This is a genomic window from Pseudoalteromonas sp. S1650 (assembly GCF_005887195.1).
Taxonomy (GTDB): domain Bacteria; phylum Pseudomonadota; class Gammaproteobacteria; order Enterobacterales; family Alteromonadaceae; genus Pseudoalteromonas; species Pseudoalteromonas simplex.
Genome location: NZ_PNDF01000042.1, coordinates 39897 through 65373, shown reverse-complemented (window position 1 = coordinate 65373; position 25477 = coordinate 39897). Strand labels below are relative to the sequence as shown.

The 25477-nt window shown below is 39.4% G+C and carries 17 protein-coding genes; 9 read left to right on the top strand and 8 right to left on the bottom strand.

Going from position 1 to position 25477, the window contains the following annotated elements; genetic code table 11:
- Window positions 1-1084: 1084 nt before the first annotated feature.
- Genes CWB80_RS13525 through CWB80_RS13510 form a run of 4 tightly spaced genes read left to right on the top strand, consistent with a single transcriptional unit; the run spans window position 1085 to window position 6046 of the window.
- On the top strand, window positions 1085-2464 hold the full coding sequence (locus CWB80_RS13525; RefSeq protein ID WP_054553687.1) for an MATE family efflux transporter: 1380 nt from the start codon (window positions 1085-1087) through the stop codon (window positions 2462-2464).
- Window positions 2461-4455, top strand: coding sequence for an excinuclease ABC subunit UvrB (gene uvrB / locus CWB80_RS13520; RefSeq protein ID WP_138602083.1), 1995 nt, complete (start codon window positions 2461-2463; stop codon window positions 4453-4455). Before CWB80_RS13525 ends, uvrB begins: the two co-directional genes overlap by 4 nt.
- A 5-nt stretch (window positions 4456-4460) precedes the next feature.
- Window positions 4461-5390, top strand: coding sequence for a class I SAM-dependent methyltransferase (locus CWB80_RS13515; RefSeq protein WP_138602132.1), 930 nt, complete (start codon window positions 4461-4463; stop codon window positions 5388-5390).
- Complete coding sequence (locus CWB80_RS13510; protein WP_138602085.1) at window positions 5390-6046, top strand: tRNA (adenine(22)-N(1))-methyltransferase; 657 nt, start codon at window positions 5390-5392, stop codon at window positions 6044-6046. The genes CWB80_RS13515 and CWB80_RS13510 overlap by 1 nt, the downstream gene beginning before the upstream one ends.
- A 15-nt stretch (window positions 6047-6061) precedes the next feature.
- On the opposite strand, the gene CWB80_RS13505 is transcribed toward CWB80_RS13510, so the two are convergent.
- The 8 genes from CWB80_RS13505 to dinG form a co-directional block, all read right to left on the bottom strand.
- Complete coding sequence (locus CWB80_RS13505; protein WP_054553683.1) at window positions 6062-6304, bottom strand: hypothetical protein; 243 nt, start codon at window positions 6302-6304, stop codon at window positions 6062-6064.
- 71 nt (window positions 6305-6375) lie between these two features.
- On the bottom strand, window positions 6376-7263 hold the full coding sequence (locus CWB80_RS13500) for a DMT family transporter (protein ID WP_054553682.1): 888 nt from the start codon (window positions 7261-7263) through the stop codon (window positions 6376-6378).
- Between the two features lie 72 nt (window positions 7264-7335).
- Entirely contained in the window at window positions 7336-7494 is a 159-nt protein-coding gene (locus CWB80_RS13495) for a YbaM family protein (RefSeq protein ID WP_082389283.1), read from the bottom strand.
- The gene (locus tag CWB80_RS13490; RefSeq protein WP_138602087.1) at window positions 7491-7763 is read right to left on the bottom strand and encodes a late competence development ComFB family protein; all 273 of its coding nucleotides are present in this window, start codon (window positions 7761-7763) and stop codon (window positions 7491-7493) included. The genes CWB80_RS13495 and CWB80_RS13490 overlap by 4 nt, the downstream gene beginning before the upstream one ends.
- Window positions 7764-7809: 46 nt before the next feature.
- Entirely contained in the window at window positions 7810-8703 is an 894-nt protein-coding gene (locus tag CWB80_RS13485) for a histone deacetylase family protein (RefSeq protein WP_171041535.1), read from the bottom strand.
- Window positions 8700-9308, bottom strand: coding sequence for a primosomal replication protein (locus CWB80_RS13480; protein WP_138602091.1), 609 nt, complete (start codon window positions 9306-9308; stop codon window positions 8700-8702). Before CWB80_RS13480 ends, CWB80_RS13485 begins: the two co-directional genes overlap by 4 nt.
- Complete coding sequence (locus CWB80_RS13475; protein ID WP_054553678.1) at window positions 9309-10085, bottom strand: TSUP family transporter; 777 nt, start codon at window positions 10083-10085, stop codon at window positions 9309-9311.
- Window positions 10085-12160, bottom strand: a complete 2076-nt coding sequence (gene dinG / locus CWB80_RS13470) for an ATP-dependent DNA helicase DinG (protein ID WP_138602093.1) — start codon at window positions 12158-12160, stop codon at window positions 10085-10087. The genes CWB80_RS13475 and dinG overlap by 1 nt, the downstream gene beginning before the upstream one ends.
- Before the next feature lie 150 nt (window positions 12161-12310).
- On the opposite strand from dinG, the gene CWB80_RS13465 reads away from it, so the two are divergent.
- The 5 genes from CWB80_RS13465 to CWB80_RS13445 all read left to right on the top strand — a co-directional run bounded on the left by CWB80_RS13465 (window position 12311) and on the right by CWB80_RS13445 (window position 25251).
- Complete coding sequence (locus tag CWB80_RS13465; protein ID WP_138602095.1) at window positions 12311-14659, top strand: DNA polymerase II; 2349 nt, start codon at window positions 12311-12313, stop codon at window positions 14657-14659.
- Between the two features lie 240 nt (window positions 14660-14899).
- Window positions 14900-17548, top strand: a complete 2649-nt coding sequence (locus tag CWB80_RS13460) for a TonB-dependent receptor domain-containing protein (RefSeq protein WP_161804355.1) — start codon at window positions 14900-14902, stop codon at window positions 17546-17548.
- A 117-nt stretch (window positions 17549-17665) separates the two neighbouring features.
- Complete coding sequence (locus CWB80_RS13455) at window positions 17666-18550, top strand: class I SAM-dependent methyltransferase (protein WP_054553674.1); 885 nt, start codon at window positions 17666-17668, stop codon at window positions 18548-18550.
- A gap of 398 nt (window positions 18551-18948) precedes the next feature.
- Window positions 18949-21720 (top strand): TonB-dependent receptor plug domain-containing protein, encoded by a 2772-nt coding sequence (locus CWB80_RS13450; RefSeq protein WP_054553673.1) that lies wholly within the window; start codon window positions 18949-18951, stop codon window positions 21718-21720.
- A gap of 708 nt (window positions 21721-22428) precedes the next feature.
- Window positions 22429-25251, top strand: a complete 2823-nt coding sequence (locus CWB80_RS13445; protein WP_138602099.1) for a TonB-dependent receptor domain-containing protein — start codon at window positions 22429-22431, stop codon at window positions 25249-25251.
- Window positions 25252-25477 lie beyond the last annotated feature (226 nt).

Here is a 25477-nt window from a genome sequence, read left to right as displayed (position 1 = left end):
ACCAACTGAGCTAAGGGGGAAGCGTCATGCCTTTCAACGGGGCGAAATATTAATGACAGCATTGCAAAGTGTCAACATAAAAACTTCATAAATTCAAAAAAGAAGCTTATTCGATGTTTTTATGTTCGATCTGAGCAAAATGTAGCTGAAAAGCGCAGCGTTTTTTGTTTTTTAGAAGACTAGCTATGTCGAAAAGATGACTTTTTTGCATTCTTTTTGAGCAGTAGTACCAAATTGAAAATATAAAAAACCATTCTTTGCTCAGATATTCTCTATTAAAGTGAGGAAATCATCACTTATGCAATAATTTCTTGTGATTGAGAAAATCAAACCTAAGAGTTTTTATTAGGCCATCCTCAGGTGTTATTTTTTTCTTGTATTTTTTTACTACAGATGGCGAATATTCCATCTTTTTTTATGAAGCACATCGACATCATTGTTTGTCGAGGATGACTAAATTTATTTTTAGGTATACATATCAGTTGTTTACTGAATAGTGTGTTGTCGTGTTTTATGCTTCATGCTGGCTTTCCATTAAGGGGAGAGCATTTTTTACACATTCTTTTCTAGAAGCTTACAAAAGGGTCAAAACGGGATACTTCACTATTATTCGTTTTATCAGTTTCAAGCTAGTCTTCAAAGCCTTTATATTTGCGGCTTCTAGAGAGTTATCCACGGTTTCTGTGGATAACTCTGTTTATTAAACTTTAAGAACAGCTATAGTACTAGGATTTTAGGGCGCTCCAGCAATTTCAAGTGTTTAATTAAGTTTTTTTAATTCATTTTAAATCAATGTGTTAGTGTTTTTATCTGAAGCGATGCTGAATTGATAAGTAAATTTATTCGTGACGATGAAATGATGCTATTTATTGTGTAAAAAAACAGCGAATAGTGCCATTTAATTGTAATAAAGCTATTAAATTTGTTTTTATATTGTTTTTTATAAGGGTTAGTGGTTATTTTTATGTCAAAGCGTCAAAAGTTATAGTTTTGTACATCGATTTTGATTCTGCGAATAAAGCATAGCTTGCAAGTGAAGGATGCTTTAAACTTATAGGCTCATATAAAGAGGCCAAGAATTCTTATGAGCGTGAAACCGCAGAGCAAAACTAAACCTGATCTTTTAAACTCCCCAATTCTGCCGACCTTAAAAAAAATGACCATTCCTATGATTTTCGGAATGATCACTCTTATGATGTTTAATTTAGTCGATACCTTCTTCATCAGTTTGTTAGGCACTGAGCCATTAGCCGCAGTAAGTTTTACTTTTCCAGTTACCTTTACTGTAATTAGTTTAGCAATCGGCTTAGGGATAGGTACCTCCGCAGTTATTGCTAAAGCACTCGGAAGTGATAATTTAGATGAAGCTCGTTTTGATGCCAGTATGTCATTATTGGTGTCGGTTGTAATGGTGTTTTGCCTTTCTGCCTTAGGTTATTTGTATATTGAGCCTATCTTTAAATTATTAGGCGCAGGTGAGCAAGTCTTGCCACTTATTCATGACTACATGAGCGTGTGGTTCATCGGCAGTGTATTTTTAATTACCCCTATGGTTGGCAATTCAGTGCTTAGAGCCAGCGGCGACACCAAAACGCCAAGTATTGTTATGGGTGGAGCGGGGCTGATAAATGCTATTTTAGATCCGGTACTAATTTTTGGTTTTGGGCCAATTCCAGCCTTAGGTATACAAGGGGCTGCTATTGCGAGTGTTATTGCTTGGGCGGTTGCAGTAATTATTATTTTATATATTTTGGCAATTAAGAACGGTTTGTTGAGCCTGCATGCTGGTCAGCAAACAGCAGTTAGTTCAGTGCGTAAAATTCTTAAAATAGGTTTACCGGCGGCAGGCGCAAATATGTTGACGCCAATAGCGATGGCGGTCATGACGGCATTAGTAGCTAAGCATGGCCCTGAGGCGGTTGCAGCGTTTGGTGTAGGCAGTCGCATTGAATCTATCGCAAGCCTTGTGGTGCTTGCTTTATCGATGACCTTACCACCATTTGTAAGTCAAAACTTTGGGGCAGGTAAGTTTGAACGTGTTAAAGAAGCTTACTCAAAAACCTTGAAATTCGTGATGATTTGGCAGTTCGCTATTTATATTTTACTGCTGTTAACCTCTGGCTTTATCGCGGATGTATTTGGTAAAGAGCAAGCGGTAATGGATGTGATTAAGTTATTCATTTATATCTTACCACTGAGTTATGGCCTGCAGGGGGTGATTATTTTATCTAACTCTTCATTTAATGCCTTGCATAAACCAATGAATGCCCTGATTTTAAGTGTGGTACGTCTGTTTGTTTTTTATGTACCTTTTGCTTATATAGGCAGCGAAATTGCAGGTTTAACTGGTTTATTTATTGGTGCCGCGATTGGTAACTTATTTACTGCAATGGTTGCCTATAAATGGTTTATCAAAGAAGTTGATGGGTTAAGTGAGTCATATATGAAGGAGTGTCATTCATGAGCGACCATTTCCAACTAGTTTCTAAGTTTCAGCCAAGTGGTGACCAACCAACGGCCATTGCACAGTTAAAAGATGGCCTAGAGGCTGGGCTTGCACATCAAACATTATTAGGGGCTACAGGAACGGGTAAAACCTTCACCATGGCCAATATCATTAATGATTTGAATCGGCCAACCATTATTATGGCACACAACAAAACACTCGCTGCACAGCTTTACGGTGAAATGAAAGAGTTTTTCCCTCATAATGCGGTTGAGTATTTTGTATCTTATTATGATTATTACCAGCCAGAAGCCTACGTTGTTGCCAGCGATACCTTTATTGAAAAAGACGCGTCTATTAATGAGCACATTGAACAAATGCGTTTAAGTGCCACCAAAGCGCTGCTTGAACGACGTGATACCATTATTGTGGCTTCGGTGTCTGCTATTTATGGTTTGGGCGACCCTGACTCATACATGAAGATGATGCTTTTACTAAAAGTAGGTGAAACCGTCGATCAGCGCCATATGCTGCGTCGGCTTGCTGAATTGCAATATACACGCAATGATATTGAATTTAGCCGCGGTACTTATCGCGTACGTGGCGAAGTGGTCGATATATTTCCTGCTGAATCGGATACTTACGCTGTGCGTGTGGAGATGTTTGACGATGAAATTGAGCGCTTAAGTATTTTTGACCCGCTTACAGGAGCAGTTGAAAAGCATATTGTACGTGCGACTATTTATCCAAAAACCCACTATGTAACACCCCGTGAAAAAATTCTTGATGCCATTGATAAAATTAAAGATGAGCTTAAAGACCGCCGAGCTCAGTTACTCAGTGCCAACAAACTTGTGGAAGAGCAACGTATTGCTCAGCGCACCCAGTACGATATTGAAATGATGACCGAGCTTGGTTATTGCTCTGGCATCGAAAACTATTCGCGATACTTATCTGGCAGAACACCGGGCGATCCACCGCCGACATTATTAGATTACTTACCTGATGATGCATTGATGATTATTGATGAATCACACGTTACTGTGTCGCAAATTGGTGCTATGTATAAAGGCGATAGAAGCCGTAAAGAAAATCTTGTTGAGTATGGCTTTCGCTTGCCATCAGCGTTAGATAACCGCCCATTACGCTTTGAAGAATTTGAAGCCATTGCGCCTCAAACTATTTATGTGTCGGCAACACCTGGTGACTTTGAGCTTGAGCGCTCATCAGGGGAGGTTGCAGAGCAGGTCATTCGTCCAACCGGGCTTATTGATCCAGAAATTGAGGTACGCCCTGTGGGCACCCAGGTTGATGATTTGCTATCAGAAATATATAAACGAGTTGAAGTGAACGAACGGGTACTTGTGACCACGTTAACTAAGCGTATGGCAGAAGATTTAACTGACTATCTCAACGACCATGACGTAAAAGTGCGCTATTTGCACTCAGACATCGACACTGTTGAACGGGTTGAAATTATCCGTGATTTACGTGCTGGCGTATTTGATGTGTTAGTGGGCATTAACTTATTGCGAGAAGGTCTCGACATGCCAGAAGTTTCACTGGTGGCGATACTTGATGCCGATAAAGAAGGTTTCTTACGTTCGACTCGTTCACTTATTCAAACCATAGGGCGTGCTGCGCGTCACTTAAATGGTAAAGCAATTCTGTATGGCGACCGCATCACTAATTCAATGCGACAAGCCATTGATGAAACAGACCGCCGCCGTGAAAAACAACAAGCTTATAACCTTGAACATGGTATTGAGCCACAAGCACTGGTTAAAAGTATTACCGACATTATGGATGTGGGCGAAGAAGCAAGCCCGAAAGACAACCTTAAGTTAGTGCGTAAAGAGTCTAAACAAGTGCTCAGCGCGAAAGATATTGCCAGCCAAATCAAAGCTCTTGAAGCGAAAATGCATGCTTATGCTAGCGATCTTGAGTTTGAAAAAGCGGCGTCTGTGCGTGATGAAATTCACGAATTACAACAACAGTTAATTAACTAAAGATGATGACAAACGATTTTTCTGCCATTTTAAATGCTTTAGCAGAGGCGCCACTTGCTGCTAATGAATTATGTCGTGTATTCCATGGCCGTGGTCACTCAGTCGCTGAGCTGAGCCACATAAACTTAGACTTTTATCCGCCAGCACTCTTTTTAGTTTCATATCAAGAGATAGATGAACAAGTACTTGCGCAATTAACTGATACCCTGTGGCAATGGGCACAACAGAATGCGCCAGCGCTTGTCAGTGCATTGGTTTACCAACAACGTAGCGGCATTAACACCCGCAACGCGCTTATGTATGGTGAATTACCCCAAGAGCACCATGTCAGTGAAAATGGTATTAAGTTTAAAGTCGATTTATTGAGTCGCCAAAATACTGGGATTTTCCCTGATATGCGCCGTGGCCGGGAGTTTGTTCAAGCTAATAGTAAAAATGCAAAAGTGCTCAACTTATTTTCATACACGTGTGGCTTCTCTGTTGCAGCAATGCAGGGGGGGGCAGACCAAGTTATTAATATGGACATGAATAAAGGGGTGCTGCGAACAGGTAAACAAAATCATCAGCTAAATGGTTTTGATCAAGGTGTTAGTTATTTTCCGCACGATATTCTAAAATCATTCGGTAAGCTTAAAAAATCAGCACCGTATGAATTGATCATCGTAGACCCGCCGAGTTTTCAAAAAGGCAGTTTTATATTGACCAAGGATTATCAAAAAATCCTACGTCGTTTACCTGAGCTGCTAAATGAAAACACCCAGTTGTTACTGTGTGCAAATAGCCCTGAGCTATCTGAGCAGGCGTTTAAAGATCTCATTAGCGATCATACACAAGGGGCAATTAGTTTTGTTGAGCGATTAGCTCCTACTGATGGCTTTATTGAGGTTGACAGTGATCGCAGCTTAAAAGCGTTAGTCTATAAAACAGCAAACTAATGGCACTGAGTAAACGACTTTCAGCCATTGTTGATGTAGTTGATTCTGGGTATGACGAAATCTGGGATTGTTGCTGCGATCACGGTTTGTTAGGGATTGAGCTATTACAGCAAAATAAAGCCCAGTTTATACATTTCGTTGATATTGTGCCTGAGCTGATGCAGGTACTAAGTGATAAACTCGAACGTTTTGCCACAAGTGAGCAACGCGGCCGTTGGCAGGTACATTGCCAAGATGTGGCAATGATTTCACCAGATCCTAAAAAGCGTCACCTTGTTATTATTGCGGGGGTGGGAGGTGAGTTATTAGTGCGATTTTTAGCGCAGATTGTTAGTCAACAGCCAAATACGCATATCGACTTTATTGTTTGCCCTGTACATCACAGTTATCAAGTTCGCAGCTATTTGCAGACACTGCCATTGGGGCTCGTATCTGAGCAGTTGGTGTGTGAAAACAAACGATTTTATGAAGTTATTGCCATGAGTGCGTCTGCTTCGCAGTCGATCACTCGAGTTGGCCAGCAAATGTGGCAGCTAACAAGTAAAGAGCACCAAGCTTATCTGAAGCAATTATGTGCTCATTACCAACGTATGTTAAATCAAGACGCTGATTATTATCAGCCAGTGCTTGAACAATACAGTGCATTATTAACTTAATAAGAGCTAACTTAATTAGAGTTTATTAATTTCTTGTTTTACGCTGTAGCTTGAATCAGTAACAATGGCTTCGAGCGTTTGCACACGCTCTTTTAGCTCTACAAGCTCTTTTGTTACTGCAGCGACATGTTCGTTCGCTTCTTTGCTGTCTTTTAATGTTCGAGATTTAAACTCTAAATGTTTTTTATACATATCATAAATCACACCTGAACCCACAGAAATCAAGACAATCAATACCACCATGGTTGTCCCTGACATAGCACTCTCCTTATTATTTAAAAATTATGTATAGATTATAGCCTGATTTTTTAATTGCAAAGGTGATTCTGTTACAAGGTGTTTCGTTTTAAAAATGGCTTGATACGAATAAAGCCGGTGACCAGCATGGTACCCGCGATAACACACAATGCGCCAACCAAGGTATTAGGTCCAATTTGTTCATCTAAAATTAAATTGCCCCAAACAATGCCAAATAATGGAATTAAAAAGGTAACAGTCAACGCAGAAGTTGGGCCAATGTCATCAATCAAACGGAAAAACAGGATATATGCCACCGCAGTACATAGTACACCGAGTGCCACCACACCAAGCATCACCTCATTACTTGGTATTTCTCTGGCAGGAATAACAAAAATAAGCGGTAGAACCATAATACTTGCCGCCCACATACTGCCATGGGCATTATCAAAAGCAGATAACTTAGGTGCATGTTTTGTGTAATGAGATGCAATGGCATAGCTGAGCGAGGCACACAATGCAGCTACAATTGCTGTGATTGCTTGCGTGTCGATAATCAGGCTATTTTGCCCTACTAAAATGGCTACGCCCGTTAAACCTAATAGCAAGCCAAGTAACATACTTTTGGTGGGTTTCGTTTTACTCCATACAATACCAACGATGGCACCCCAAATAGGGGTCGTTGAATTTAATATGGATAAGGTTGAGGCATTAATTGTTTGCGCTGCATAGGCAAACAATAAAAAGGGAAGGGCGGAATTAAGTGCGCCAATAATGAAAAAATGCTTTTTGTGGGTCGTGAAAGCGAGTTGCTTTCGTAAGTACATCGCAAAAATAAACAGTGTAATTGCAGCAAAGCCAACTCTTAACTCAATTAATACTGCAGGGCCTAAGCTATTCGCTGCCATGCGCATAAATAAGAAGGAAGCGCCCCAAATAGCAGCAAGGATGAATAAGCGTAATAAACTTGGCAATGACATGGTTTTACATTCTTGAATTATAAAACCTGAGCATAACAAATTTCTGCTCTAATACTCGCCATTTTCGGACTATTAATCGGTTGATTTTGGAAGTTTCTTTTCGAAATCAGACTTTACGATTTCTAAAGCTGCTAATACATCTTCGGCGGGGACATCGTTTTGCTCTAATAGCATAATAAGGTCAACAGCAATTTTAATATAGTTAGGCGCACCTTCTAACTCACTGCTCATTTTTGCAATTCCTTTTTCTTAGCGACTTGGCTGATCGCTACATCAATAGCTGTTTGCACTTGTTGCTCCATTCTAATACGTTCTTTTTGCGGTAAATAAAATTCCATATCGACATCGTAGCGAATGTAACGAGCAGGCAGTTGATTTAATACTGTGCAGCATAAATCTGCCATAACATCATCACTATAGGTCGCTTCTAAGTTTCGTTTTGAGATGTCTTCGACAACCAATTTTTCATAGTAATTATGAATGTCGTCATGCAATTTCATACAAAGTTAGCCTTATTTAAAAGTCACTTTTAGTGTATACCAAGCTTTAAAATAAATCGACAGCTGCCCTATAAAGCTGGCTATGAACTTCAACCAAACGGCTTACATTTCGTTGGTAGCCACCGCCCATGGCTGCAAACACTGGGATTTTTGCTTCCTTGGCTTGGTTTAATACAAAATGGTCACGCTGATACACGCCTTCTAAGCTCACTTGAAAGTGTCCTAATTCGTCATCTGTTGCGATGTCTGCGCCGGCGTTATACAAAATGATATCTGGCTGGTGGAGTCTAATTGTTAAGGCTAAAGCTTGTTTGACTGTCTCTAGGTATTCAGCATCTGTAGTGCCATGCTCTAACGCAAAATCGTAGTTTGATTGCTGTTTAATACGCGGGAAGTTTTGCTGACAATGAATTGAGCAGCTAATGATTTGAGGATGTGCTTGTGTAACTTCGGCTGTGCCATCCCCTTGGTGGACGTCACAGTCAAAAATTAATACGGTGTCGGCTTGCTCGGTATTAATTAAGTGTGCTGCGGCTATCGCTAAGTCATTAAAAATACAAAAACCACTACCATAGCTCGTAAAAGCATGATGATAACCACCACTTAGGTTAAAAGCAGCACCCTGTTGCAAAGCAAACTCAGCGCCTTGAATACTTGCGCCAACAGAGTAAAGTGTTCGCTCAACCAACTCAGTGGACCAAGGAAAGCCCATTTTTTTAATTGCTTTGCTATCAAGGCTACCAGTTAAAAAAGCGTCGATATACTCGGGGTTATGGCACAGAGCAAGCTGCGCTCTAGTGGCTTGTTGTGGGGTAATAAAATGCTGCTCATCAATAAAGTTGCTAACAAGCTGTTTTAACATGCGGTATTTATCAATGGGAAAGCGGTGACGCTCGGGTAAAGTTAACGCTGAATAATTTGGATGATAGTAAAACATTATCTCAGCTGTTGCTTTTCGACTTGCTGAATTTTGTCTTCAGTGGCTGAAATAGCCTTTCGACAACGGCCAAGTCTTGCATGTAAAGCTAATATTTCTTTATTAATTTCGGCTGCTTGCTGTGCATTTGCAGCGTCGAGCTTAAGTTTTCGCTCTTCGATCATCAAAACTAAGCGGCGTTCAAACTCATGGGTTTGTTTTAGTTCGTCATACAGTTCATGGGATGACTGCATGATTTTTTTAACTGCTTGCTTATAAACTTGTGGCTTAGCTTTCGGCTTAAAGCTGTATTTATTTTCTTTAGCCCATACCGGGGTTGATTTGATTACATTGAATACCGCTTCGACTTGAATGGCAATACGCTCAAGCGCATATTGATAAGCATGGCGATGCTCAGCTGGCGGCAGGCTGTTAAGCTCATCTTCGATTTCGGTTACATAGTCAGCCAGCATCATACTTTTCGTACTAAACACGGCTTTATCAAACAAACTTGGCTGGGCTTGCATATAGCGATTTTTAGCAAATAAATTACCCTTATCAAATTGTGTGGCTAATTGTTTGAGTCTTTCAATTTGTGAACGTAGTTTATCAAAAGCAGTCGATTGCATTTATAAATAAGCCTCATAGATTAACTTTAATGCTAACACTATAACCACAGTGTTAAACACTGGGCGGATCATTTTACTACCAAACTTTATTGCAGAATGTGCTCCTAACCATGCTCCAAGCATCAAGAAAAAACCCATTGTGATACCAAGTAGAAAGTTTACATGGCCAAGTGCAACGAAAGTGATCAATGAAATAAAGTTTGAAACAAAATTCATTGAGCGGGCAAGACCACAGTTAAGCAATAAGCTCATTTTATATAAAAGGCTATTTGATGCGGTCCAAAATGTGCCAGTGCCGGGGCCTGCTAAACCATCAAAAAACCCAAGTCCAAGCCCTTGCAGCCACTGTTTAACTTTAGTTTTACTATCAAGCTCTGGTAACTCGTTATGCTCAGTTGTACTTAAACTGCCAAATAAGCTGTAACAAGCGACTAAAATAATCACCACCGGTAGTAATTTATTTAAAAATTCAATACTTAAGTAATCTACCACTAAAGTACCTACGAGCGCCCCAATGGCTGTTGCTAAAATGGACGCAGCCCAAAACCGTGGGTTGAACAACTTTTTACGAAAATACGTTACGCTGGCTGTCAATGAACCAAAACTTGCTGCAAGTTTATTGGTACCTAATGTGAGGTGAGGCGGCAAACCTGCGGTTAATAGTGCAGGTACCGTTAACATGCCACCGCCGCCTGCAATTGCGTCAATAAAGCCGGCTGCTAGTGCAACTGCACATAATAGTGCCCAGGTTGTTGGGTCTAAAGCTAATTCAAACATTAATAATCAATTTGTCTTTTAAAAGGTGGCAAGGTATCGAGCATGGCTTTGCCATATCGCTTGGTCACTAGTCGGCGATCAAGGATAGTAATGCGACCCTGATCATTTTCTTTGCGCAGCAGTCTACCACAGCTTTGTACTAATTTCTTTGCCGCATCAGGTACGGTTATCGAAAGAAACGGGTTGCCACCTTTACTTTGCACAAACTCGGCCTGCGCTTCTTCTATTGGTGAGGTAGGCACCGCAAATGGAATTTTTGTAATTACTAGGTTTTCTAAGTATTTACCTGGTAAATCAAGACCCTCAGATAAACTTTGAGTGCCAAATAAATAGCTAGCACGGCCTAAATCCACATTGGCTTTATGTTTTTTAAGCAGGGCTTCACGAGACATTTCTCCTTGCACTAAGACCTCAATTCCTTTGCTACGTAATGCTTTAACAACATGATCCATCTGCCAATAAGAGGCAAATAACACTAAATTTGCTTTTTTATCATCAAGGAATTTGGGCAATTGCTCAGCTAAGTGATCACTAAACGCTTTATCGGTTGGCTCAATATGACTTGCAGGAATATGCAGCGTCGCTTGTTTAGGGTAATCAAATGGAGAAGGGACTTTTATGTATTTTACACCTTCTTCTTTGGCAAGACCGCATTCATAAGCAAAGTGATCAAATGAACCCAATGCAGTTAAGGTGGCTGAACAAAGCACGGCACCTGCACATTGATTCCATAATTTATCTTTAAGGTAATAGCCAACCTCAATAGGGCAATCACTAAGTAAATGGTCGTGATGGTTCTTATATTCTAAGCGTTTGATCCAGCGCGCATGGGGAATACCTTCGCCTTTTGTGGCGTAACTAAACCACAGCTTGTTTAATAACTCTAGACGATTAATGTACTGACCACTTTCAGCCAAGATTGGATCGGCCACATAAGGTTTTACATCGCCATCACTTACGTCTTGCACTAAGGTATCGTGCATCTTGTTGAGTGCTCTTAGGGCATCAAGGGTGGCATCGCTAATATCTTTTGCTTTGGCATGTAAAGATGCTGGGATTTCACCATGTTCAAAACGATAGGTGTCATCACTGTTATAATTAAAGTCTGCGTTATCAAGAATATCACGCACTACTTTTAAGTTTTTACCGGCATCATTGATACTGTCACTGAGCTTAAAATTTTGCCCAATCGCTTTTTGACCTACGAGCACATTGGCCATTTTGCCGGCAAATTTAACCAGCTTGTCGAGCCAGTCTATGGTGCCTTTAATGGTTGCTGCGGCAGAAGAGAAGTCGCGGGTGATGTGCGCTAAATGGTGTGCTTCATCGATAACATAAATCGTATCGTCAGGTTCAGGTAGAATCTTACCGCCACCCAAATCAAGATCAGCCAGTAATAGAGAATGGTTGATCACTAGCACATCCATTTGCATCAGACGCTGACGTGCCATATGAAAAGGGCAGAGCTGATGAGCGCGCATTTGTCGTTGGCATGAATGCTTATCACAAGCAATTAAATTCCACACTTTATCAGGAATTGTATCAGCCCAGCTATCGCGGTCGCCTTGCCATTGCTTTTTTGAATAAGCATTATAAAGTTGCTTTAAGCATTTGGTTTCCATATCTGAAAGGGGCGATGATAGGGTCGGCATAAACTCCATTTGCGTTTGACTGTCGCCATTGACGGCGGCACTCAGTTTTTGTGCACAGATATAACGCTGTCGACCTTTCACTAAATCAAACTTGATGTCGAGGCCAGAGTGCTCTTTGAAAAAAGGCAGCTCCTTACTAATTAACTGTTCTTGTAGAGCAACGGTTGCCGTCGAAATCACTAATTTCTTTTTCTTGGCCATCGCTAAAGGCAATGCCCCTAAACAATACGCTAGCGACTTACCGGTCCCGGTGCCTGCCTCAATAACGCAAATTCGTTGGCTCTTGTGATATTCGCCAGCTAGAGTTTTTGCTATTTCGGCAACTAAATAGTTTTGACTGCTTCGAGGGCGATAATCGGTGAGGTTATCAGCAACATGCTTATGAATTTGCCGAATTGTTTTTTTTAAAGAGTCAGAAAGCATGCCCAGAAAACCTAAAGTATGTATATAATTACAGTAATGAATTTTAGAGATTTAACTGGGCAACTACAAGCGACTTGTTACTTTAATTAGTTAATCAACTTAGCTTTGCTTAACTGATCTGCCTAAATTATATTAAAAAGGTTTAATTACATGCAGTTAGCCTCCGGCTTTATTCTCTCCACGCAATGCTACGATAGTGCTAAGGGTATTTCGATTGTGGTGTGGATTTTATCTAAGCAAGGGCCAGTTAAATTAATAAGCACGCCACAAAAAGCAGTGTTCTTTATTGATGAATCACAAATAGACGCTGCGAATAGAGTATTTTCAGAGCATGGTATTTTTTGTGAAATGAAACCTGTGGCACTGAAGAGCTTTATGCAGGAACAAGTTGTTTCTTGTTATTTTTCTTCTTTAAAGCACTATTACAATGCTGCGAAACGACTCAAAGCACAGCATATAAAAGTATATGAAGATGATATTCGTCCTATAGATAGATTTTTAATGGAACGTTTCATTAAAGGGGCAGTTTGGGCTCAAGGAAGACAAATAAAAAGCCACCCATATCCTGTTTTAACGGATACTAAGTTCAAAAAAAATAGCGATTTTACACCGCAGTTTTCAAGTTTGTCACTCGATATAGAATGTAATGGTGAAGGAGTGCTATTTTCAATAGGTCTAGTTGGGGCAAATATAGATACCGTATTGATGATAGGCCAGCCACAAGATACCAGTGAACTTGAATTTAATCTTCATTGGTGTGTAGATGAAATTGATTTACTCAATCAGCTTTGTATACATATTGAAACTGTCGACCCTGATGTGATTATTGGCTGGAATGTGATTGAGTTTGACTTCAGCGTGTTACATGCCCGTGCTGAAGCACTCGGTGTCGAATTGCCGCTTGGCCGCAATAAAGAAAAAATGCATCTGAGGCAAGGTAATTTTACCCGTATTACAATACCAGGACGCGTAGTTGTTGATGGTATTGATACCTTAAAAAACGCTACTTATCATTACGATAGTTTTAGTCTTGCCAATGTAGCGAGTATTGAGCTTGGCGAAGAGAAGCTAATAAATACAGATAATCGTCTTGAAGAAATTATTCGCCAGTTTAATGAAGACAAACTGTCTCTTGCTAACTACAACAGGCAAGATTGTATTTTAGTGATGAGGATCTTTGAGAAACTTAAGTTACTTGATTTTGCAGTTGTAAGAAGCCAGCTTACAGGGCTTGAATTAGAACGAATGGGCGGCTCAGTTGCAGCCTTCACTAACCTTTATCTGCCGTTACTGCATAGAAGTGGCTATGTAGCCCCTAATTTAGGCGATCATGGCTTAAGTTTTGATAGCCCTGGTGGTTATGTCATGTCATCGCAGCCTGGCCTATATAAGAATATCTTGGTGCTTGATTACAAAAGTCTCTATCCGTCAATAATGCGAACATTTTGCATAGACCCTCTCGGTCTTATTGAAGGTTTAAAAAGTCCAGATAATGCAATCGAAGGATTTAATCAGGCGCACTTTTCACGCACTGCTCATCATTTACCTGAGCTTATTCGTGAGCTGTCAGTGACCAGACAAATAGCAAAAGACAAAAAACAACCTATGCTCTCTCAAGCAATCAAAATCATCATGAATAGTTTATATGGTGTACTTGGCTCGAAAGGTTGTCGCTTTTATGACCCGCGATTGTCGAGTTCAATTACTTTGCGCGGCCATGAAATTATGCAAACAACCAAGCAATGGATTGAAGAGTGGGGTTATGAAGTCATTTATGGTGATACAGATTCGACTTTTGTTAAGCTTGATGATGATCTAAATTCACTAAACTGTAATGAAATTGGTACGGTACTGGCAAGAAAAATTAACAAACGCTGGCAGCGTGTATTACAGCAAGATTATAGAATAGACAGTTTCTTAGAGATCGAGTACGAAACCCATTATAGCCCATTTTTTATGCCCACAATTAGAGGAAAAACAACAGGGTCTAAAAAGCGCTATGTAGGAAAAGTCGAAAAAGATGGCACCTCAAAATTAGTCTTCAAAGGTATGGAAACCGTTAGGAGTGATTGGACAGAGCTTGCCCACAAGTTTCAAATAGAATTATTTGAGATTTTATTCTCCGAAAATTACAGTCAAGAATTAATAATACAAGCCTTTGATAGGTACGTTAAAAAACTCTATGCGGGAGAGTTTGACTCATTACTCGTGTATCGCAAACGATTAGGCCGGCACCTAGCTGATTATCAAAAAAACATCCCTCCTCATGCAAAAGCAGCTAAGCAGTATTTAGCTGAAAACCCACATTTTGCATTTCAGCGTGGTCAAATAATTGAATATGTTTATACAACTCAGGGTGTCGAGTACTACATGGGTAAACATAATTATGACTATTTAGTTTATGTCAATAAGCAGTTGTTACCAATTGTGAGGGTAATTGTTAATGATTTAGTTTGTAACAATCCCTTTCAGCCCAATGGTCAGATAATTCTCATTTGATATTCTTTTTGTATATTCTTCCTTAACCTCATGTTTATGTTGTAGTTGTTTTAGTTTAGCAAATTCTTTTTTGTTAATTTTTGGGTTTTTGTTGTGTTTTTTGTTGTGTTTTTATTAATAAAACTCTGGAAATTTATTTTGATTTGTTTATTATTTGTTGGCCGCAGCGCAGTTGCGGTAACAAATAATAAACAAGCTTATGCTAAAAAAAGCCACATTATGTGGCCCAGGGAGAATCAAATGTTAAATAATAAAGTTTCTAAGGCTGTTCGCTTAGCGATTGCTTTTAGTGCTGCATCGACAGCTGCATTTTCTGCATCATCTGTTGCTGCTGATGAAAATGAGGTTGAAAAGGTTGAGCGAATTGAAGTTACTGGCTCACGTATCAAAAGAACAGACCTTGAGGGCGCTAGCCCAGTTGAAGTGATTACAACAGCTCAATTTGAAGAGCAGGGGCGTATCTCAGTTGCGGATGCTCTACGCAGTGTAACTTCTAACAGCTTCGGCTCATTTGTTCCAAGCTCAGGCTCTTCAGCTCAGTCGCAATCAACAGTTAGTCTATTAGGTGCTGGTAGTGATCGTACTCTTGTACTTGTTGATGGTAAACGTGTTGCCGGTTCACCTTCTCTAGGTGGTTCAGCAGCTAACTTGAGCTCGATTCCAATGGCTGCAGTTGAACGCATCGAAATTCTAAAAGATGGTGCTTCTGCTATTTATGGTTCAGACGCAATTGCGGGTGTTATCAACATCATTCTTAAAAAAGACTTTGAAGGTGCATCTTTTGATGTTCAATTCGGTCGTCCATCAAATGAAGGTGCCGATACTAAACAAATGTCAGTTTCGTTTGGTGTAAGCTCTGAAAAGGGTAACATTACATTTGTCTATGACCATCAAGAGCAAGGCGCAATATTCGATAAAGATCGTGAGTATACAGCTGCTTCTTGGGAAGATACTAATGGTGATGGTCTAGTTTCAATTTATGATGAAACAGTTGGTGTAAGTTATTATGGCGCAACTATTTTAGGCCCTGACGGCTTTGTTGCTTCAGCGAAATGTGATGAGTTAGCAAGTTCTGTACCTGGTTTTGTTGGGGTATTAGACCAAGGCTCACTTCTTGGTGGTGTTGGTGGCGGTGAGGTGTGTGGCTATGCATACGCTAATGTGTCAGCTAACATGGCCTCGACTAACAAAGACTCAATTATGGTTAGCTCAAACTATAATATAACGGACGATATTGAGTTATATGCGCGTGCTATGCTTAGCCGAAATGACTCATTTGGTCGTTACGCTCCGCCTGCAGCTAAATGGAATAATATGGCTGCTGGAAATGAGCACAATCCATATGATGAAGAAGTAACTGGCTACTTCCGCTGGTACGGTATCGGTAATCGCGATGGTCTTGTTACAGATTACCAGCAAGACTATATGATTGGTTTAAAAGGTATCGCAGGTGACTCAATAGATTGGGAATTCGCATATCATAAAGCTAAATTAGACTACCGTTCAGTAGGTCGTTACTACTTGAGCTATTCAGGTTTAGCTTACAATGAGAAATATGGCATTGATTTAGGTTCTGAAGAAGGTATTAATAATCTTCGTTCAACAACTTATACAGAAAACCAAAACGAAATGGATCATTACTTCTTTGGTGTTGGTTTTGCTTTAGGTGAATTAGCAGGCGGTGAGATCCAGCACTACTTTGGTGGTGAGTATTTCGATCAACAGTTTGATTCGCAGTATGATGCACAATCTGAAGCTGGTCTTATAGGTGGTTCAGCAGGTAACTCAGCAATGGGTGAGCGTGACACAACAGCTTTCTTCTATGAAATTTCAATGCCGTTCACTGATAATTTAATCGTTAGCGCAGCTTTGCGTCGCGATGACTACAGCGATTTTGGTTCAGTAACTAATCCAAGCGTTAAGTTAGAGTATCGCCCAACAGATGACATCTTATTACGTGCTTCATATTCAGAAGGTTTCCGCGCTCCATCTCTTGATGAATTGCTAGCCGCAACTTCGTTTAGTGCAACAAGTGCTACAGATTATGTAGCTTGTGAAGCTCAAGGAATTTCTGCCTCAGAATGTAAATCTCGTCAGTTTGATAACTTAATTCAAAGTAATGACGAGTTAGGTCCTGAAGAATCAGAATATATCAATGCGGGTATTGTTTATTCAGGTATTGAGAACTTTGCAGTAAAACTAGATTACTTCTCTTTAGAGGTTGAAAACGTAATCTCATCTATTACTGTACAGTCTTTAATTAATGCTGAAGTTGGGGGTCAACTTGATGACCTGATGGCTAAATACCCAGGTGTTAAGTTAGAGCGTGACGAAAATGGTGCTGTTTTAGGTGACGTGATTACACGTTCTGAAAATGGCGCATATATGTCTAGAAAAGGTTTAGACTTAAATTTAGAGTATAAACTTGAAACAGGTTTTGGTGACTTTACCTTCGGAAATACAACAACTTACTTGCTTGAATCTGCTGGGGATGTTTACTTTTCAGGACCTTCTCAAGACTTCATAGGTATGCCAGGTACACCTGATTGGCGCTCGCAGTTTAACATTAATTATTCGATGGATAACTTATCTGTTGCATGGACAACTGACCTGATTTCATCGGTATATGAAGATCAGTATCTTGACCTAGGTGACGGTAACCCTGAAAACTTCCGTTACAAAGGTGAGAATCACGATCCAACATATGTAACACATAATATCAATATTAAGTATTACACAGAATCATTTGGCACATTTACTTTAGGCGCACGTAATTTGTTCGACAAAGGTGTTGTTAAAGATGATGACGGGTTTTGGAATGACGATACTTTATATTATGCAGGTCATATTGGTCGTGAAGTATTTGCTGGTTATAGCATAAGCTTCTAATACTAATCACTTTAAATTTTAAGCCCCGTTAGGGGCTTTTTAAGTACCCTAAGGCCTTTATTAGTAAGTTTATAAAATGACCATATATAAAAAATTACAGCTAAAGTTGGGTGAATAATGAGTAGTCATTGGTCCGAGTATTGGAGCGGAGGTCACTTAACGTCTTTCGGGAGTGGGTTTAAAAAGAATTATGAAGGTGAGTTAAAGGAGTTTTGGGAGGCTACAGCTAAAAAATTTGGAGAAAATTCAACTGTTCTTGATGTCGGTACTGGAAATGGCGCTTTGATAGAACTGATTCAAAATAATAATCAGTTTAATTGTTATGGAATAGACAAAGCTGAGATGCACAAAGGTGTCACCCAAAGCATTAATGGTACCTTTTTAGCTAAGACTTCGGTCGAGTGCTTACCATTCAATGATAATGCATTTTCCAATGTAATAGCGCAATTTTCATTAGAGTATAGTCAAGTTAGTCAAAGTATTGATGAAATCTATCGTGTACTTTCAAGTGGTGGATCTTTCACATTTGTTTGTCATCATCCAGAGTCTATAATTGTTAAACCAAACAAAAAAATTTTAAAGGCCGCAAACTTCATTAAAAGTGATATTGAAAATCACTTGATAAGGCTCGTCAAATCGGTTCGTTCTTCTAATCTTTTACTATCAAAGCAAATTGTTGAAGAGATTGAAGCTAAGGTAATCACTCATTTTAAGTATGAGCAAGAAGCGTTGAAAGGTACAAACCTTCCAGCTTTTATAGAATTCTTACTTCAAAATATACACGGGAATTTAGACTTTGAAGAAGCGTATCGTTTATTTATGGAAGAACTTGATTTGTTAATTAAAAGACTTTCTGAGTTAGTTGCAGCTGCTAAAAACACAAAAAATATTTTAGAACAATTAAAAGCTTTAAGTATCGAAGTGGAGGATGGTCAGCTTCTTGGTTATGAAAGTTGCAACATTCTCGCTACTTATATTCATGGAAGTAAATGTAATTCATGATAATCCTTAAAGACAAAATAAACAGCGTGTTTAGAAAACCAATGTTACTTTTCTAGTTCAGTGTATTCTTTTTTTGTATAATTATTTTGTTCTAAGAAATGAAATTAATTATTTGTAATGGTTGTGTTTTTTGCATCTTTTTTTTCAGTTTAATTGCTTTTTGAGTGGTTATTGTGTTGCTTTTTGCAATTATCGAAAACATTAAAGTTACAAGTTTTTTGGATTGTTTTTTAAATGTGAATTTTATAAAATTTCTTTATAAACAAAGGTTAAAAAAAAGTTGACCAAAAGTTCTGCCTGCTATTAGTATTTGTTACCTCTAAAGGGTTATTTGTGGCCCATTAGAGTTAAAAATAAATTAATAAAGTCATAACATGAATATGACCAGGGAGAATCAAATGTTAAATAATCAAGTTTCGAAAGCAGTTCGCTTAGCGATTGCTTTTGGTGCAGCTTCAGCCGCTTCATTTTCAGCAAGCACGATTGCTGCTGAAGAAGGCGCTGAAAAAGTAGAACGTATTCAAGTAACTGGCTCACGTATTAAAAGAACCGATTTAGAAAGTGCGAGCCCTGTTTTAGTAATTGGCCGTGAAGATCTTGCAGCAACCGGTGAATTAAGCATTGGTGATATTCTTCAACAAATTCCTGCAGCTGGTGCTGCGTTAAACACAGCGTTCAATAACGGTGGTAATGGTGCTACCAATATGGACCTTAGAAATTTAGGTGCGCAACGTTTATTAGTATTAGTTAACGGCAAGCGCTGGGTTTCTTCTTTAGGCTCAACTGTTGACTTAAACTCAATCCCTGCTGCCTCAATAGAGCGTGTTGAGGTAGTTAAAGATGGTGCTTCAGCTATTTACGGCTCAGATGCAATTGCTGGTGTTGTAAATATCATCACGCGCCGTGATTTCGATGGTGTTGAGCTATCTCTTTATGGCGGTGAAAATATGAAGTACAACGATGGTCGTCAGTACTCTGCTGATTTGACTGTTGGTACTACTTCTGAACGTGGTGGTTTAATGCTAAATCTAAGCCACGTAACTCAACAAGAAATCTGGGCAGGTGACCGTGACATTTCTTCTATGGGTAACAGCTCTACTACAGAAAAAGGCCGCCTTCGCCTGAACTCTAACTCTATTAGCTCTGATCTTCGTAATCAATTAATTGCACAAGGCTACACTGAGAACAATGCTGGTGAATCAAATGCAGGTTTTGATCTAGTACCTAATGGTGCCGGTTCATCTGTTGGTCTTGATTCATTCCGTGATCGTGACGGTGATGTATACAACTACGCTCCAGAAAACTATTTAGTTACACCGCAAGAGCGTAATAGTTTCTACGTTCAAGCTTTCTATGACATCAGCGACGATGTTCGCTTTGTTTCAGATTTCATGATGACTAATCGTGAATCATCTCAATTACTTGCGGCAATGCCTTTGACTATAGGTGCATCTTTTGGTGCAGCTGCCAGCCGTGTTGATATTCATGAAAACAACATTTATAACCCATTCGGTGAAACACTTTATGGTGATGCTGCGCGCTCTGGTGTAGAAGGTTATGTCCCGTTTGCTGGTCAACGTCGTTTTGTTGAAGCTGGTAACCGTATTTATCGTCAAAATGATACTACATACCGTGCAATGGTCGGTCTTGAAGGTGGTATCGGTGACACTTCTTGGGTTTGGGATGCATCTTACATCTATGGTAAGAATAGCCAAGATGTATATACTACAGGTCTATTAAACCTGACTCGTATCAACCAAGCTTTAGGCGATAACTGTAATGCTGCGACTTCTTGTGTGCCTCTAAATCTATTTGGCGGAGCAGGTTCACTAACTCAAGAAATGATCGATTATGTTACTTTTGATAGTGTTTCTCGTGAAGGTCTTGAACTGAAAGATTACACATTAAACTTTGCAGGCGATGCTTTTGAGCTTCCAGCAGGTGTTGTTGGTATGGCTGTTGGTTTTGAGCGCCGTGAAGAATCTGGCTATGACACTCCAGATCCATTAACACAAAGCGGTGAAACTTCAGGTAACCAACGTGATGCAACTTCTGGTGGCTTCCGTCTTGATGAAGCATATGTGGAGCTTTCAATTCCTGTAATCGATGGCTTATCAATTTCTCCTGCAATTCGTTTCTCAGACCATAGTGCATACGGTAGCAACTCAACAGCTAAAGTTGGTGTTGAATATCGTCCTATCGATGATCTATTGTTACGCGGTACATGGGCTGAAGGTTATCGTGCTCCATCTATCTCTGATTTATACGCTGGTAACTCGGATTCATATCCTACACTTACTGACCCGTGTAACTCAGTAGATGGGTCTACTCCTGATTTACCTGGCTGTGCTGGTGTACCAAATGGTTACGCCCAAGCTAATACTCAAATCCGTATTACGAATGTTTCTTCACCGGATCTAAAACCGGAAGAATCAGAGTCTAAAACATTCGGTTTTGTTTATAACCCAAGCGCAATTGAAGGTTTAGAATTTACTGTTGATTATTATGACATCGAAGTAACTAACTCTATCGGTCGATATGGTGCTTCACGTATTCTTAATGAATGTGCTACAGGTGATAATGAAGCATCTTGTGACTACATCGACCGTGATGCTAATGGTAACGTAACTGACTTACGTAACTTCCTGCAAAACTCTGGTACTTACAATGTTGAAGGTATCGATTTCTATACTGCGTATAAATTCGAAACTGAATATGGTAGTTTCCGTACTTCATTAGACGTTTCTTACGTAATGACAAATGAGTTTGATGGTGAAGACCAAGTTGGTATCCAATATGGTGATGCTGGTTACCCAGAGTATAAAGGTACTTTCGCACTTGATTGGGCACTAGGTGACTTTGATGCTCATTGGCAAACTCGCTATGTAGATCGTATGCAAAACTACTATGACGTTTTAGGCTACACACCTTTCTACCCAGGTATGGCGGCAGAAATCGGTTCATACACAGTACACGATGTTTCAGTAGGTTACTCGATGGATGCGTATAATACTAAGTTTACTTTAGGTATTGAAAACTTATTTGCAAAAGAGCCATCTCCTGAGTACCTAAATAATGACTTAGCTATCTCAACTAACAACTTCTCTGTAACAGAGTATGATGTTAACATGGATCGCTTTGTTTATTTACGTGCAACATTCAAGTTCTAATTTAGTAACTTAAACGATTTAAAAGCCGCTCTTAGAGTGGCTTTTTTTTACTTTTTAAATACCAGTATGATGAATTTTTAAATGGTTGTTTCATTTGCTCACCACATAAATCTTATGAGATTTTTTCCTTCCTATCCATGTGGTTGCTTTCTTAACTGTTGCTCTCTTGATTTTAGGAGTATGTAAGTTTTTATAACTCGAAAGTCACTTGAAATAATCATACTGACAAAAGCTCATTTATCAGTAGATTTAAAAAACCACATTGCTGTTACCCCCCTTTTCTTTTTGTTTACAATTTACGGTTTTTTGCAACCACTTTTAAGTTTGTAATTGCCTTTTCTGGGTTTAAACAATTTGGTAATTATTTTTTAATTTTTTTAATGCGATAAAGTCTTTTTTGTTAATTCTTCACATGAATAGTAAATCTAAAAATTTTATTTTATATCTATAAAAAAACCATTTTCACCTGCTTTTTATGCTTTTAATTTTATTTGTTAATGAGTGGTTTTAAATTATGTAAACTTATTATCTCTAATTGTGGGATGTTGTTTGTTTAAAAAATTTACATTGAAAATAATGAGTTAAAAAGCTGTTGACCAAAAACTCTCCATACTATTAGTATTTAATTCCCTTAAGGGGTACTAGTACCTTTTATGGGTTTAAATAAATTAATAGAGTCATAACATGGATATGACCAGGGAGATTCAAATGTTAAATAATAAAGTTTCAAAAGCAGTGCGTTTAGCAATTGCTTTTGGCGCAGCATCAACGTCAGCATTTTCAGTTTCTGCAGTGGCTGCAGATGAAGGTGCAGAAAAAGTAGAGCGTATCGAAGTAACGGGGTCACGTATTCGCTCTACTGACCTTGAAACAGCACAACCAATCCAAACAATAAGTCGTGAAGATATTGCTAATCAAGGTTTCACATCTGTTATTGATTTGATTGAAAATATGTCTGCAGCTGGTTCACCGCCAATCAGTCGTTCTGAGCCATTAGTGTCTGGTGAGAATGTGGGTGGTAACTACGTCAACCTTCGTAACTTAGGCGCCAGCCGTACTTTAGTTTTAATCAATGGTAAGCGTTTGGGTATTACTACCTCTGGTTATCAAGATATCTCGGCTATTCCAATGGGAATGGTTGAACGTATTGATGTGTTAAAAGATGGCGCGTCTGCAATGTACGGTTCAGATGCAATGGCTGGTGTTGTTAATATTATCACTCGTAAAAACTATGAAGGTCTTGAGTTCACAGTATACGGCGGTGGCTATGACGATGGTGATGGTGAGAAGAAAAACATTAGCATGGTCACTGGCTTTTCGGGAGAAAAGGGTTCAATTACTTTAGGTGCTGAGTGGCGTGATGAAAGTGATGTATGGGCGAGAGACCGTTCTTTCTCAGAAGTGTCATATCCAGGTTATGATATTCCAAATAACCGTACTTTAGTGGGTCAATATGGTCGTTTTTATTATAATGATCAATGGTGGGTTGCTAAGCGCCCAGGCAATGCTTCATCTTTTGACGATTTTGAACCGCAAACTTATGAAAATGGTTCAAGTAATTCAATTGACCAAATGCATTTAGAAACGCCTTTAAGTGCACGCTCTCTTTATATCAGCTCTAACTACGATATTACTGATAGTGTTAGTTTTACAAGTGATATCGGATATAGTGAACGTGAAGCGTTACGTCAGGTAGCAGGTTATCCATATCAATCAGCGTCAGATGGCTTTGTGTTAAGTGGTGATAGCTATTTTAACCCAGTTGGCGAAGATGTTTCATTTACTCGTCGTGGTTGGGAAGTTCCACGTACAACTGAAAGTAATCAAGATACTTTACGTTTTACTGCCGCACTAGAAGGCTCTTTCGAGTTAGCTAATCGTTATTTTGACTGGGATGTTGGTGGTGTTTACAGCAAGAGCACAACTGTTCAAGTAGACAACGGTAACTTCTATAAGCCTGCTATTGAAGCCGCTACTGGCCCTTCATTTTTAAACGCATCGGGAGAAGTTCAGTGTGGTACTGAAGATGATCCAATTTCATCAGCTGAGTGTGTAGCGTGGAATCCTTTAGCAGGCTTCGGTGCAGGGCCTGTTGAAAACTCGCTAGCAGATCCTGATGTACAAGACTTCTTGTATCCTACACTGCATTATCGTGGTGAAACTCAAACAACAATGTACTTTGTTAACATAAGTGGTTTACTTGCAGAGTTACCTGCAGGTTCATTAACTTTCGCTGTTGGTACTGAGTATCGTAAAGAGTCGGGTGAGTATAATCCTGATGCACTAGCGCAACTCGGTCAAAGTACTACTCTTGCATCTGGTGCAACGGGTGGCGGTTACGATGTTACTGAAGGTTACGCAGAATTAAATGTTCCTATTTTATCTGATGTTGTTGGTGCTAAGTCTCTAAATGTTAGCCTTGCGACTCGTTACTCAGATTACAGTACTTTTGGTGATACAACGAACAGTAAAGTAGGCATTGAGTGGCGTCCAACTGATGATTTATTGGTTCGCGGTACTTGGGCTGAAGGCTTCCGAGCTCCAACAATTAGTAACTTGTATGGTGGTGGTTCTCAAACTTTTACAACAGGCTTTATCGATCCATGTGATTCAGTTTATGGTACAGCAGCTGGCTCTGCGCGCTGTTTACAAGATGTACCAGCTGATTACCGTCAGTTACAACAAGGCTTTGTGCCGACGACTGGCCCTGCAGCTCAAACACCAGTGCCATTCAATAGTGGTTCAAATCCACTGTTACAACCAGAAGAGTCTGTCAGTAAAACCGTTGGTTTTGTTTACAACCCAAGTTATGTTGAAAACCTTGATATCATCCTTGATTGGTGGAGTATTAAAATCACTGACACGGTAGTTTCTGACTCACCAAATGAGATCTTAAAAGATTGTTATATTGGCGGTGATGAATCACGATGTGCAATGTTTTCACGTGATCCGAACAACTCAATTGTTAACGATTTAACATATGGTACGCGCAATGCTGGTTTCACTGAAACATCAGGTATTGATCTATCATTAGCATATGCATTTGAAACTGGTTTTGGTGACTTCCGTGCAACTCTAGATAGCACATACTTACTAAAATATGATTCAAAATCGACAAATGATCCAACAACTAAAGTTGAATCAGATGTAGGTCATGGAGATACATTTAGAACACGTGCTAACTTTGGCTTGAATTGGACGTATGGAGATTTCAGTGCAAACTGGGCGATGCGTTATTTCTCTTCAATGCGTGAGGACTGTTATTTTGAAGACCGTTGTAGTGATCCAAACTTCCAACGTGATTGGACTAATGGTGTAGTTGTGCCTAAAAATAAAGTAGGCTCTACTACATTTAACGACCTACAGTTCACTTATAATACGCCATGGGAATCTAAGCTTTCTATTGGTGCTAACAATGTATTTGATAAACGTGGTCCTATTATGTACTCAGGCCCAAGTTCTACTTATTCATATTACGGTGGCTTTGATATTGGTCGTCAATTGTACTTCCGATACTCACAAAGCTTTTAATGTGTAAATAAAAATAAAAACCCACTGACTAAAGTGGGTTTTTTTTAGTTTAATTAACTGCTCTTGATTATTTCTTACTTCATACCCATTGGCTTTTGCAATAGTTTAGAGGTGGAAAATATGCGCATGCTATTTTTAAATAATTAACGCAATCTTTATTCGAATGGCGACTGTACGTCTGTATCGAATCATCTATTTGTTAATTTTTATAGTAGCTAGTTTTAAA

Coding starts and splice junctions, on each gene's coding strand:
- CWB80_RS13525 (WP_054553687.1), top strand. CDS start 1,085: ATGAGCGTGAAACCGCAGAGCAAAACTAAACCTGATCTTTTAAACTCC.
- uvrB (WP_138602083.1), top strand. CDS start 2,461: ATGAGCGACCATTTCCAACTAGTTTCTAAGTTTCAGCCAAGTGGTGAC.
- CWB80_RS13515 (WP_138602132.1), top strand. CDS start 4,461: ATGACAAACGATTTTTCTGCCATTTTAAATGCTTTAGCAGAGGCGCCA.
- CWB80_RS13510 (WP_138602085.1), top strand. CDS start 5,390: ATGGCACTGAGTAAACGACTTTCAGCCATTGTTGATGTAGTTGATTCT.
- CWB80_RS13505 (WP_054553683.1), bottom strand. CDS start 6,304: ATGTCAGGGACAACCATGGTGGTATTGATTGTCTTGATTTCTGTGGGT.
- CWB80_RS13500 (WP_054553682.1), bottom strand. CDS start 7,263: ATGTCATTGCCAAGTTTATTACGCTTATTCATCCTTGCTGCTATTTGG.
- CWB80_RS13495 (WP_082389283.1), bottom strand. CDS start 7,494: ATGAGCAGTGAGTTAGAAGGTGCGCCTAACTATATTAAAATTGCTGTT.
- CWB80_RS13490 (WP_138602087.1), bottom strand. CDS start 7,763: ATGAAATTGCATGACGACATTCATAATTACTATGAAAAATTGGTTGTC.
- CWB80_RS13480 (WP_138602091.1), bottom strand. CDS start 9,308: ATGCAATCGACTGCTTTTGATAAACTACGTTCACAAATTGAAAGACTC.
- CWB80_RS13475 (WP_054553678.1), bottom strand. CDS start 10,085: ATGTTTGAATTAGCTTTAGACCCAACAACCTGGGCACTATTATGTGCA.
- dinG (WP_138602093.1), bottom strand. CDS start 12,160: ATGCTTTCTGACTCTTTAAAAAAAACAATTCGGCAAATTCATAAGCAT.
- CWB80_RS13465 (WP_138602095.1), top strand. CDS start 12,311: ATGCAGTTAGCCTCCGGCTTTATTCTCTCCACGCAATGCTACGATAGT.
- CWB80_RS13460 (WP_161804355.1), top strand. CDS start 14,900: ATGTTAAATAATAAAGTTTCTAAGGCTGTTCGCTTAGCGATTGCTTTT.
- CWB80_RS13455 (WP_054553674.1), top strand. CDS start 17,666: ATGAGTAGTCATTGGTCCGAGTATTGGAGCGGAGGTCACTTAACGTCT.
- CWB80_RS13450 (WP_054553673.1), top strand. CDS start 18,949: ATGTTAAATAATCAAGTTTCGAAAGCAGTTCGCTTAGCGATTGCTTTT.
- CWB80_RS13445 (WP_138602099.1), top strand. CDS start 22,429: ATGTTAAATAATAAAGTTTCAAAAGCAGTGCGTTTAGCAATTGCTTTT.